Raw genomic sequence first — 12,283 nt, 5'->3', positions numbered from 1 at the left:
CCTGTAAGTCTAGATTCTCGGTCAGGTTTTGTCATGATTTTTCCGTAACATCGAAAAAAACGATGAAAACATGGTTAGTATTCATGTGTCCCCATGCTCTCACGCATCCCGGCGAGAGAGTCCACTCATACAAATGGAGGTTCACATGGCAGACCAGAGGGCCGCAGAAGGTGCCCTAAAGGAGGGCTTCGCAGCGGTTGAGTCCACCAAGAACGACATCGACGGCCACACCACGCGTCTTAAGGGCGACCTGTCGACCATCGGCAGCTCCTGGCAGGGCGAGGCGTCGGTGCAGTTCCAGTCGCTGATGGATCAGTGGGATGAGAACGTAAGAAAGGTTAACCAGGCTCTTCAGGATCTCGCTGATAACCTGCGCGCCACCGATTCGTCGATGACAGACAACGAGTCCGAGACCAAGAACTCGTTCTCCCAGCTGCTCGGCGGCCTGTGAGAGATTAGATTAGGAGACTGACATGGATTTCCAGGTAAGTTACGGCGCTCTTGACGCCGCTGCCGCTGACATCAAAGGCGGTGCCGATAACCTGCAGAAGTGCCTCGACGACCTCGAGCAGACGCTGAACAGGCTGCGCTCGAATTGGGAAGGCAAGACACAGGAAGCCTACGACGCCGCTCAGCGTCAGTGGAACCAGGGCCTTGAGGGCCTGAAGGACGTGCTGACCCGCACCTCCTCCGCCGTTGATGCTGCTCGCGACAACTACCAGTCGACGGACCAGTCCAACGCTGCCCGCTTCTGAGAGCATGAGCGCCTAGCGCTACGGGAGGGGTCGCCCCATTGGGGCGGCCCTTTTCCGTAGCCGCAGTCGGTCGATTCCACACCCGGAATCGACCGACTGCCGCTTTGCCCCGCCTCCATCCACAAGAATTTCCCATTCGGTTAAATCGGGGTGGGAGCGAGCACCTACAAAACCGCCGCCGCCCCTATCGGGACGGCGGCGGTGACTCTTCGAAGGATCGGCCAGGCGAGGAAATCAGTGCACCGAGTCAGCGTCGGCGTAGACGATCGTGGCCCTCCGGTCTCCCATGATGACCTCGGTACCGGCAGGCACCTCGACCGCCTGTCCGCCCGTCAGTTCCATGACGCGGCCATCGGGCGTACGAATCTGCGTGCCGTTCGCGGAGAAGGAGTCTTCGATCCAGGCACCGGTGGCCGTGGGCCCCAGGCGCATGTGCGTGCGCGAGAGCGACATCGTCGCGTCGGGCACGACGACCGCACGCGAGCCCTCGACGGCTGCGGGTGCACGCCCAAGAGTCACCGGCATGTCGATGAGCTCGCGCTGCCCGGAGTCGAAGATGAGCCACAGGAGCTGCGTGCGCGGCGGCGTCGCGGGTGCACCCCACTGGGACTGGCCGGCCCCACCCCACTGGGAGGTGCCGGAGCGCTGCGCAGCCTGCACGTCGCGGCGGCTCGGCGGAGGTCCGGGCACACCCGATGCGGGGGCCGCATACTGCCCTCCTGCGTTGTACGAGGCCTGGCCGGGCTGAGGGGGCACCTGCTGAGCGGGAGCTCCCCAGCTGGCCTGGGCGGGAACCTGCGCGGGCGCGGCAGGCGTCGACGAGGCGGGCACGCTGGGCACCGGAGGTACCGCGGGCACGGACGGTGTCGCGGGGCGCTGGGGCGCGGGGCGGTGGGTGTCCGGCGTTCCCTGTGGCGGCGCGAGGAGCGCCTCGAACTCGTTGGACTCGCGCGCGGCGGGCACAGCGGGAGCCGAAGGCGCAGCGGACAGTCCGGGCGCAGCAGGCGTGCTGGGCACGGCTGGCGCACTGGGCGCCGCCGGCATGGCGGGGGCCGCAGGCAGCGGGGAGACCGCCGGGACCGCAGGAGCGCTGTAACCCGTCCCAAAGGGGTCGTTCGCACGCTGACCGGGCGCGGAATAGTCCGGCGCCGAGGAGGGCACGGGCGTCAACGGCGCAGCGGGAGCGCTCCACTGGTCAACCCCCTCATGCACGCTCTCAAAACCACTGGGGGCCATGTGCGGACGCTCGGCGCGCTCGACCTCACCGGGGCCCGCCGCGAGCGCCGCATGCTTGCGCAGGTCGACAAAGCGGGTACGGGTGGGGCCGCTCAGCCACGTACGCCCATCGTGGACCATCGCATACGAGGCGAGCAGGCCCACGACGGTGACCTGGAGGAGCACAGCGAGGGCCGTGTAGCCCAGCGCCGCGCCGAGCGACGGAGTCTGCGCGTCTTCCTCGTCGCGGATCATGCACACGCGCATGAGGGCCATGCCCGGCGTCCGGCCGGACGCGCCGAGCATGAGCGCGGAGGCAACCACGGCCTCGGCAGTGATCATTCCGATCGTCCACGCCGTGAAGTGCACGTACCACGTCACACCAAGCAGGACCCCGAGGACCAGCAGGTCGATGAGATACGCGCCGACGAGCCGCGAAGCGGGCGCATGGGCGAAAGGAGTCTTCGTAGTATCAGCCATTACAGGACTGCCCTCCAAGCAAACTCGAAGAGACCCGAGGAGATGACCGCCGCGGGGAGAAGTGTAAAGATGCAGAAGGTCTGCACGAAGTCGAGGATCGTGCCCGCGAGGGCGGCGTGTCCTTTGGGAACATACAGCGTCATCCACAGGACCATCGCGATCGCGATGATGAGCAGAATCGCCAGCGGGAGCAGGGGGAACAACGAGTGCGTGTTTTTTCCTTTCCCCACCACCAAGGACTGTGACCAGGTACCAAACAGGAACGCACAGCCGACACCCGCCGCAGCGATGCGAGGCAGGACCTGCCCGGCGCGCGTGCGTACCCCTCGCGGGGCCGTCAACAGAATCAGGATGGACATGATGACGAAGATGAAGCCGCCGAGGCCTCGGCCCAGCGTGATCGCGGGAGTCACCGTGTACGCCAGGGGTATGCCGCCTACCAGCACAAACAGCGTCGAGGAGGCAACCAGCAGCGTGTACCGAGCATCCGTGTGCCCGAGGGCATCCGCCATCCGGCCGCCGGTCACCGTGCTGGGCTTTTGCGCGGGAGGCTGACGGATACGCGACGCGATCGTCTGCACCGACGCGGAGTCAATGAGCTGACTGTCGGGCACGCGCAACGCAAAACGAGGCGCCATCAGGAACAGGAACACCCCGAGGAGGAGAGCCAGCGGAGCGATGTCGATGAGGCTCAACAACGGGTACGCGCCGATCGTGACGAGCGCCGTGGCACCAATCCACGCGAAGAACGCGCTGAACGCGGTGGGGGTCGTCGTCAGTGACACGACTGCCAGCGAAACCGCGAGGGCAACCCACACTCCGATCACGGGGGCGACCGACAGGGCGTGGATGCCGGCCATCGACACGAAGCCGATCGCGCTATATCCGGCCAACGCGGGCATCAGGAGCAACAGGGCAGGCCTCGAACGGACCGTGCGCGACACAAAAAGCGGGAGGATCGAAGCAGCGCAGCACACTGCGGCACACGCGCCCCGCGCCCACATCGGGATCTTCACGACTTCGACGGCCCACTTCGGGCCGTCCTCGGGGTGAGCGAACCCAATGAGGACCGCATCGCCGACCATCGGCAAGAGGCACAGGGAGCTGACCGCGCCGATCACGATGAAGCAGTAGCCGAGGAGGGCCAGGACCGGGGACAGCCACTGGTTCTCCTGACGTTCCGAGGCCTCGTTGACCTGCTGAGCGGACAGGACGCGACTGGACACAGCGATCGTCGACCCTGCGGGCAGGTCACGCCCGAGGACAGCGCCGCCGTCGAGGGGACGCCCATCGGCGTAGGAAACGCGGACCGAAGGGAGGGTCAAGTCGATGGCCAGCATCGCGCACAATCCGGCGACCGTGGTCCCTTCAGGAGCGGCGAAATCAGAGGCACCATCGGAGTCGATAACGGTCACGGACACCATGGTGGCGCTCATGAAACCTCCGATCGTCGGGAAACAACAGTGCCCAGTGTAATGCACTGAGGCTAACCGTCGGTTAAAACTTGGAAGTCCACTCAGCTACACTGGGTGCAGTCGCATCGAACACGTACGCGCGCAGCGCGAGGAGACCTGATGGTTACACGCAAGAAACGGCGGACTGTCGCGGTTCCGGAGCAGCCCTCCGGCACCCTGGCAATCCAGATGCCGCCGGAGAAGGCCGAGCCCGCATCGATCGGTAACGTCCTGATGATGGTCGTCCCAATGCTCGGTTCGACGGGCGTCATGGTCTTCATGGCTTTGCAGAACGACGGCAACACGCGCTCCTTGATGATGGGCGGCGGCATGCTGGTCGCCATGCTGGGCATGGTCGGCTTCAACATCTACCGTCAGTTCTCCCAGTACCGCACGCGGGTCAAGACGCAGCGCCGCGAATACCTCTCCTACCTGGCGGAGACGCGCGAGTCCGTGCGCAAGGTCGCGAAGAAGCAGCGCGCCTACTACAACTGGGTCTACCCCTCCCCCGACGCTCTCGTGACGCTGGCGGCGAATGGTTCGCGCCTGTGGTCGCGCGAGGGCAACACGTACGACCTGCTGACGTTCCGTTACGGCTCGGGCACCCAGCCCCTCGGCCTCATTTTCGAGCGTCCCCCGATCGACCCGATGACGGAGATGGACGTCGTGTGTCTGTCCGCCATGGACCGCTTCATCGGCGTCCATGACCACACGGACAACGTCGGCAAGTTCCTCTACCTGGGTGACTTCAGCCACATCGAGGTCGTCGGCGACGGCGAGACCGCCTACGACGAAATGCGCGCCATCATGATGCACCTGGCGTGCTTCATCGACCCCTCCAAGCTCAAGATCGCGGTCCTGTGTTCGGCCGATCGACTGGGCGACTGGGAATGGGTCAAGTGGATGCCGCAGGCCCGCTCCTCCATCGTGCGCGACGCGGTGGGGCCGGGCCGCATGATCTCGACGGACCCGCGCGAGCTCGCCGAGATGATCGGCCCCGACATCGCGATGCGCGGCGCGTACCGCCCGGGTGACGACATGCCCGAGTGGCCCCACCTCCTCCTCGTGTTGGACGGGGCCGAGTTCCCGCCCAACTCCCCCTTCGGTTCGGCGGTGGGCGTGCGCGGCGTGACGATCATGTCCCGCGCCCGCGAGTGGACGCCCATGAAGTCGCACACGGCGCTGCGCCTCGTCATCCACCCCAACCCGGATCACAAGGGCGCGGACGTGGTCGACGTGGTCACCATGGACTCCCTGCCCGAGCAGGCGTTCGCCGACCGCCTCACCGCCGTGCAGGCCGAGGCCGTGGCCCGCCGCATGACGCCCTTCGCCACCCAGCAGAACCTGGAAGAGGCGGAGACGCCGGTGGGCCGTTCGGACGAGTCCCGCCAAATGGACCTCATGGAGCTCGTCGGCATCGGCGATATCCGAGACTTCGACCCGGAGAAGCAGTGGCGACGCCGCGAGGGCCGCGAACGCCTCGCCGCTCCCTTCGCTGTCACGCCCGAGGGCCGCCCCGTGGTCCTGGACATTAAAGAATCCGCCCAGCAGGGTATGGGTCCGCACGGCCTGCTGATCGGCGCGACCGGTTCGGGTAAGTCCGAGGTGTTGCGTACCCTCGTGCTGGCCCTGGCGCTCACCCACTCGCCGGAGCAGCTGAATCTGGTTCTCGTCGACTTCAAGGGTGGCGCTACCTTCGCCGGTATGGCGGACCTGCCGCACGTGTCGGCCATGATCTCGAACCTGGAGTCGGAGCTCTCCCTCGTCGACCGTATGCAGGACGCCCTGCAGGGTGAAATGGTGCGCCGCCAGGAGATGCTGCGCCAGGCGGGCAACTACGCGAACGTGTCCGACTACGAGGCGGATCGTCTCGCGGGCAAGCACGAGTTCCCGCCGCTGCCTGCCCTGTTCATCGTCCTGGACGAGTTCACGGAAATGCTCGTGGCCAAGCCGGAGTTCGGCGAGGTCTTCATCATGATCGGTCGTCTGGGCCGATCCCTGTCGGTGCACCTGCTGCTCGCCTCGCAGAAGATGGACCTGGGTAAGGCGCGCGGCCTGGAGTCGCACCTGTCGTACCGCATTGCTCTGAAGACCTTCACGGAGAACGACTCTCGCGAGGTCCTGGGTATTCCCGACGCTGCGAAGCTGCCCCCGCTGCCCGGTTCGGGCTTCCTGAAGGCGGGCGGCGACGGCCTCGTTCGTTTCCGCGCGTCCTACGTGGCCGCTCCCCCGCCGGCGCGTACGCTCGCGTCGATTTCCGAGGCCTCGACGGCCGGCGCTCCAACCGCGCCGATCGAGATCCTGCCGTTCACGGTCGCTCCCGTCATCACGCGCGAGGACCTGGGCGAGGAGGAAGAGATCGACCAGAACCAGGAAGTCGTTCTGGCCGGCGACGAGGTGTGGGCGGACATGTCCGAGATGGACATCGCCGTGGAGAAGATGAAGGGCAAGGGCTACCCGGCGCACCAGGTGTGGCTGCCGCCGCTGGAGATCCCGGATACCTTCGCGACCCTCATGCCCGACCTGCGCCCGGACCCGGAGCTCGGCTTCGTGTCGCGCGCGTGGCGCGAGTCCGGCCCCCTGCGCGTGCCCCTGGGCACGGTCGACCTGCCGCTCGAGCAGCGTCGCGAGACCCTCGTCCTGGACCTGTCGGGCGCGGGCGGTAACTTCGCGCTGGTCGGCGGCCCGCAGACGGGTAAGTCGACGGCACTGCGTACGATCGTGCAGGCCCTGTCGCTGACCTACACGCCGCAGGAAGTCCAGTTCTACGTCATGGACTTCGGCGGCGGTACGTTCGCCGGCTTTGCAGGCGCCCCGCACGTGGCGGGCATCGCGACGCGCGACACCGAGGAGGTGCGCACGCGTATGATCGCCGAGATCGCGGCGATCATGGATGACCGCGAGCGTTACTTCCGCGCGCATGGCATCGACTCGATGGACACCTACCGTCGCGGCCGCCTGGAGGGCACGTACGACGACGGCTACGGCGACGTGTTCCTGGTGATCGACGGCTGGGGCGCGCTGCGCAGCGAGTTCGATGGCCTGGACCGCACGGTGACGACGATGATGAGCCGAGGCCTGTCGCTGGGCGTTCACCTCATCGTGTCGGCCGCCCGTTGGATGGACATCCGTTCGGAGGCGCAGGACATCTTCGGTTCGCGCCTGGAGCTGCACACGGCGAATCCGAAGGAGTCGATCGTTAACCGCGAGGGCGCCGCCCGTATTCCGAAGGGCCGCCCGGGTCGAGGCATCGACATGGTGGGCCACGAAATGATGATCGGCCTGCCGCGCGCCGACGACGATCCGGATCCATCGACAGTGTCGCAGGGTGTTGCCCGCACGGTGGCGAAGATCCGCGAGTCCCTGGTCCACGGTGAGGGCCCGAAGCTGCGCCTGCTGCCCGAGAACGTCACGGTTCCCGAGATCCTCGCGCAGATCCCCGAGCCGCTGGTCCTGCCGCGCGGCGGTGGCGACATGATCCTGGGCGTGGAGGAGTCCCGCCTCGGACCGCTCCTGTTCAACACCCGCGCGGAGTCGCACCTGTACCTGTTCGGCGACGGCAAGACGGGCAAGACGACGTTCCTGCGCTCGATCATTTCCGAGGTCACGCGCCTGTACACGCCGGGCGAGGCAAAGATCATGTCGATCGACATGCGCCGCACGCTCATGGGCGCGATTCCGAAGGACTACCAGCTGGGGTACCTGACGAACCACTCCGAGGCCATGAAGCAGATGCGCGAGCTCGCAGCATTCCTGCGCACGCGCCTGCCGGGTTCGGACGTGACTCCCGAGCAGATCCGCGACCGCAGCTGGTGGTCGGGCCCCGAGGTGTGGATCCTGGTCGACGACTACGACTTGGTCGCGACGACGTCGGGCAATCCGCTCATGGAGTTCATCGACCTGCTGCCCCAGGCCGCCGACATCGGCCTGCACGTGATCATCACCCGCCGTATGGGTGGCGCGTCGCGTGCGACCTACGAGAAGGTCCTGCAGATGATGAACGACCTGGCGGTCACCGGCATCCTCCTGTCCGGCAATCCCAGCGAGGGCGCAATCATCAACGGTGTCAAGCCCAAGCGAGCCGTTCCGGGCCGCGCGCAGGTCGTCCACCGAGAGCTCGGCGTGGTCGCTGCCCAGCTGGCGAACACCCCACCTGCATCAATCTGACCGTTTGTTGACACGGCGACCCGTTCGTCGCATATGATTGACCAGTCTGAAAGTAGGAGAAAAATATGTCCTCTCTCGTGTCCCGTCGCGCACGTGCGGTCGCCTCATCCGTGCTGCTCGCTGCCGTCGTACTGTCGGGCTGCTCCCCCTCTGGGGGAGGTGGCTCCAAGGCCACCGATATCAGCAAGCTGCCCAACATTCCCCAGGGGCAGAAGCAGCAGCTGGTGCAGCAGATGCAGTCCGCGTCGGGCGCGCAGAAGAAGCAGATCGCCGAGAAGGCCGTCGCCTTGAACAACATGGTTGGCGCGCAGCTGGTGGGCGTGGAGCCCAGCATGATTGCTTCCCAGCAGTTCAAGCTTGATCCCAAGGGCCAGACCGTGGTTAACAAGAACGACACGATGTACCAGATGATGTCGGCCACCGACTTCTGGCGACTGGGCAATGACACCTACGACCTGTGCGTGGAGCAGAACTGCGAGTACTACTCGTCCTGGACCGTGGACGTGGAGGGCTCGGGCTCTGACCTGACCTACGTGTGGACCCTGAAGATCGAGGGCTCCGACCAGCCTGATAAGCCGCTGGTCCGCCGCTTCAAGGTCGCCAAGTAAGCAACCGGGCGCATTGCAGCGCTCTTTTATCTTCCATCGACAATTAGGAGCAAAAATGGCCGGACAGTACCAGTCGGTTTCTGTTGACAGCGCAAAGCAGGAAGCGGCAGCCACTGAGGTTGTAAAGGGCTTTGATGCCATGACGGAGTCCGCTCAGGGGGCTTCTGCATTAGGGGCCGCTCAGAAGAGCATGTTTTGGGGGCATGAGACGGGTCCACGTTCCGTGCAGGACAGCTCTACCGAAATGTTTAACGCAGTATCTGAGCTCCTGAAAAACGAAGCGGCCCTGATCAGCACGTTCGAGGCCGAGATCAATGCGGCACTGTCGAGCTTCACGGGAACGGAGCACGAAAACAAGGCGCGGATTGAGAAAATTAATCAGGCTCTCGACCGTGTCGCCAAGTCCGACGCTGCCGTGGCTTTGAAGGCATCGATCGGTAAGTTCTCAAAGGTTTTCGGCGTGTCCACCGCCTCGAGCACGGCTGGTGCCGTGGCAAGTTCCCTAGGCGGATCACTACTCATGAACGGCGGACTTCCTCACGCGTCGAGCGGTGGATCGTCATCCGGATCCACGAGTGGTTCAACCGCCACTTCGGCTCCAAGCGAATACTAGGCCTTCATAAGAAAAGGGAAATTAATCATGGTTTCGTCACCGATGTACGAGCGCCTCAAGGTCTTCATGGAGGCTGCCCGAACCAACCGCGACCTGGACGCATGGGATACCGACCACAAGAAGACGCTGAAAGGCTTCAAGGAAGCGACCGAGCGACTAACGCGTTACAGCGACAGTCAGGGCTTTCAGGGCGCTACCGCCGATGCGATGACCCAGTGGGTAGCTGAATCGCTTCACCGCATCAATATGGTCCGGTCGATCTACGAGGCAGGACACACGAGCTACGAGGCCGGTCGATCCACGATGGCAACAGCGCTGAAGGAAGCTGAGATGATCTCTCCGACCCTTCTGGACTCTGCCACGGAGGCCATGCGTGACAACCCCGTCGTTATGGTTCCTAGCTCCTCACCCGGAGGCGGCGTTTCTGTGCTGGGCAAACGCTTCACGACCGGCGCCGCCTACGTGGACGCGGTCGAGGCACAGGCGAACGCCCAGCGCGAGGCTGCCGCGCAGCGCGTCCTCTCGATGGTGAACCAGCGGACGAGCAACATCGCGGCGCTCATGAGGCAGCAGGCTGCACTGCGAGATAAAGTGCAAGGCCACGCAAATGACCCGATCGATGTCGGCGTTATCGCAGGCAAGCAAGCGACGTCGGCCCCAAGTCTGGACGATAGCTTTGGACGCGCCGCCGACAGAAGTCCCAGCTCAGCGAACTATCCGGGTGGTTTTGCCCAGCCGTGGTGGAGCGAGGCGGACGCCGCCGCTGCCCAGAATCGCACGGTCGCTTCCGGCGCTATTCCCACTCAGGAACCCGCCTATGGCGAGCTTGGGTCGCGGACGAACCCGATCACTGATCCTCAGGAGCTCATGGGCACAGACCTCCTCCACACCCCCGCAAACGGCACGGCGTACCGTAACGGCGTCGTCGGCGGTCATACCCCCGCACCCCCGGCCGACGCACATCACCCGCTGTGGCGCCTGAACGGAGGCGCAGCTTCCGACTCCGCCACGGCCGGTCGCCTCGGCGGCGCGGGTGTCCTCGGTGCAGGCGCGCTCGGCCTGCGCGGCGCGGCCCGCATGGGTTCGGGCAGCTTCGGCGGAACCGGTTCCCTCGGCGGCTCCAGCGTCTTCGGTCGCTTCGGTGGCGCCGGCGCCGGTTCCAGCGCCCTCGGCCGCTTCGGCGGATCCGGTGCGGGTGCGAACGGCCTCGGCGGTTCCGGTTCGGCCGGTGGTATGTCCGGCGCCGGTCGCATGGGCGCCGCGGGCATGCGCGGCGTGACCGGCTCGACCAGCGGTCTGGGTGGCGCGAGCGCGGCCGGCCTGAAGGTCGGCTCCTACTCGGGTTCCGGCTTCGGCTCCTACACTCCTCCCGCCGGCTCTGCGGGCGCGGCCGGCGCCGGCGGCGCGAACGGTGCCGCCGGTTCCTCGGGCGTCACGGGCACCACGGGCGCGAACGGCGGCGGCGCATCCGGCGCGGCCGGCGCTGCTGGCAAGGGCGGCGCAGGCTCCGGCGGCTTCATGGGGGCCGGCGCGGGTGCGGGTGCTGGCGCCGGCAAGGACGACAAGAAGGGACGTAAGAACCGGTACGTGGCCTTCAAGTTCGACGACGACGAGGACGAGCTGCCCGCGGGCTACGTGAATCCCCTGTCGCAGACCTCCGGCACGGACAAGGACATCGCGCCGGCGAAGCGTAACGATGACGGATGGGACCCGCGCCAGTGGTGAGCATTCGTTCCAACGCCGCGCCCCGTTCTCCCTTCGGTTTTGTGGGGAGGGCGGGGCGCGCCGCGCGCGCCCTGACCACCGCCGCCTCGGCGCTTGCGCTGGCAGCCGGGGCCCTCACCCTGGCTCCGGCGCCCACGCACGCGGCGGACCCCATCACCACCCAGGAGTACTTCTCGTACTACCATCTGGACTCTGCACGCCAAAAGGGCTACACGGGCAAGGGCGTCACCATCGCCCTCATCGACGGACCAGTCGACACCAGCGCCCCCGAACTAGCCGGCGCCAACATCACCGACAAGAGCCGCTGCACCATCGAAGACTCCCCAAGGGGCATTCGCCACGCCACCACGATGGCAACCTTGCTCGTATCCCCTTACACGGGTGTAGCCCCCGACGCCACGCTGTACAGCTACCAGTTCTCCAACGCTGAGTCTGTGTCGTCAGGCACATGCGTATCCGACGGGCTCCTGACCGATACCCTGGGGACCCTCATCAACCAGGCCATCGATGACGGCGCCCAGATCATCTCTATCTCTCAGGGCACCCCAGTAAGTGATTCGGAATTTCAGTGGGCTCTCACCCGCGCGATGAGCGAAGGCGTCATCATCGTCGCATCCGCCGGCAACACGGCAAGCGACAACAGCATTGAGCAGCTGATCCGCTGGTCCGGCGTGGTCGGCGTGTCCGCCATCAACAGTGACGGCACCTTCGCGTCCTACTCCTCCTGGGGAAACGGCGTTGTTACCGCCGCGTTCGGCGGCCCCATCAACACCGTCGACGCGAACACCGGAGCACCCACAACCACATCAGGCACGTCCAACGCGACCGCGCTCGTCTCGGGAATGCTCGCCCTGGCACGCCAGAAGTGGCCTAACGCCACCACCAACCAGATCCTTCAAGCCCTGGTTCACACCAGCTTGAATCCCAACCACGAGTGGACGCAATACACCGGGTATGGAGCGATTGACGGTGGCGCACTGGTCAATACGGATCCTTCGCAGTATCCGGATGAGAACCCAATCATCCAGAAGCCGGGTGGTTCCGAGCCCACGGCTGACAAGGTCGCTGACTACACCGATGGACTCATTAATCCCATTGAAACCACACTGCTTCCCGATTCCTACGTGTACCGAGGCGCCGACGATCAGGTCATCCTCTACCAGTCGGAGCTAAAGAATGAGATCCACCTGGGAACGAGCCCCCGCTACCACCGGAAGTAACATCGGCAACCCGACACAGCGCAGCGCCCCTGCCACCCACCGTACC

General features: G+C 65.5%; 9 protein-coding genes. 7 read left to right on the top strand and 2 right to left on the bottom strand.

The features are described 5' to 3' along the window. Positions 1-145 precede the first annotated feature (145 nt). On the top strand, positions 146-451 hold the full coding sequence (locus FBF35_RS01690) for a WXG100 family type VII secretion target (RefSeq protein WP_241772537.1): 306 nt from the start codon (positions 146-148) through the stop codon (positions 449-451). Between the two features lie 22 nt (positions 452-473). Beyond that, positions 474-755 carry a WXG100 family type VII secretion target gene (locus tag FBF35_RS01685; RefSeq protein WP_060566306.1) on the top strand — a complete coding sequence of 94 codons (282 nt, stop codon included), beginning with the start codon at positions 474-476 and terminating at the stop codon, positions 753-755. Positions 756-989: 234 nt separating this feature from the next. Here the strand turns inward: FBF35_RS01685 and FBF35_RS01680 are convergent, their stop codons facing one another. Continuing rightward, positions 990-2,450: an FHA domain-containing protein gene (locus FBF35_RS01680; protein ID WP_060566305.1), complete on the bottom strand. Its 1,461-nt coding sequence runs from the start codon at positions 2,448-2,450 to the stop codon at positions 990-992. Then, positions 2,450-3,886, bottom strand: coding sequence for a hypothetical protein (locus FBF35_RS01675; protein WP_060566304.1), 1,437 nt, complete (start codon positions 3,884-3,886; stop codon positions 2,450-2,452). The genes FBF35_RS01680 and FBF35_RS01675 overlap by 1 nt, the downstream gene beginning before the upstream one ends. A gap of 138 nt (positions 3,887-4,024) precedes the next feature. Between FBF35_RS01675 and eccCa the strand changes: the two genes are divergently transcribed. The 5 genes from eccCa (at position 4,025) to FBF35_RS01650 (ending at position 12,237) form a co-directional block, all read left to right on the top strand. Next, positions 4,025-8,071, top strand: a complete 4,047-nt coding sequence (gene eccCa / locus FBF35_RS01670) for a type VII secretion protein EccCa (RefSeq protein WP_060566303.1) — start codon at positions 4,025-4,027, stop codon at positions 8,069-8,071. 65 nt (positions 8,072-8,136) lie between these two features. Further along, entirely contained in the window at positions 8,137-8,679 is a 543-nt protein-coding gene (locus FBF35_RS01665; RefSeq protein ID WP_060566302.1) for a hypothetical protein, read from the top strand. A 55-nt stretch (positions 8,680-8,734) separates the two neighbouring features. Then, the gene (locus FBF35_RS01660; protein WP_060566301.1) at positions 8,735-9,292 is read left to right on the top strand and encodes a hypothetical protein; all 558 of its coding nucleotides are present in this window, start codon (positions 8,735-8,737) and stop codon (positions 9,290-9,292) included. Between the two features lie 27 nt (positions 9,293-9,319). Then, positions 9,320-11,017 (top strand): hypothetical protein, encoded by a 1,698-nt coding sequence (locus tag FBF35_RS01655; protein WP_060566300.1) that lies wholly within the window; start codon positions 9,320-9,322, stop codon positions 11,015-11,017. Beyond that, positions 10,996-12,237, top strand: coding sequence for a S8 family peptidase (locus FBF35_RS01650; protein ID WP_060566299.1), 1,242 nt, complete (start codon positions 10,996-10,998; stop codon positions 12,235-12,237). The genes FBF35_RS01655 and FBF35_RS01650 overlap by 22 nt, the downstream gene beginning before the upstream one ends. Positions 12,238-12,283: the final 46 nt, after the last annotated feature.

The sequence above is a fragment of the Schaalia odontolytica genome (genome assembly GCF_005696695.1).
GTDB classification, from domain to species: domain Bacteria; phylum Actinomycetota; class Actinomycetes; order Actinomycetales; family Actinomycetaceae; genus Pauljensenia; species Pauljensenia odontolytica_C.
The sequence above is the reverse complement of the archived record's forward strand: the minus strand, read 5'-3'. Positions and strand labels throughout refer to the sequence as shown.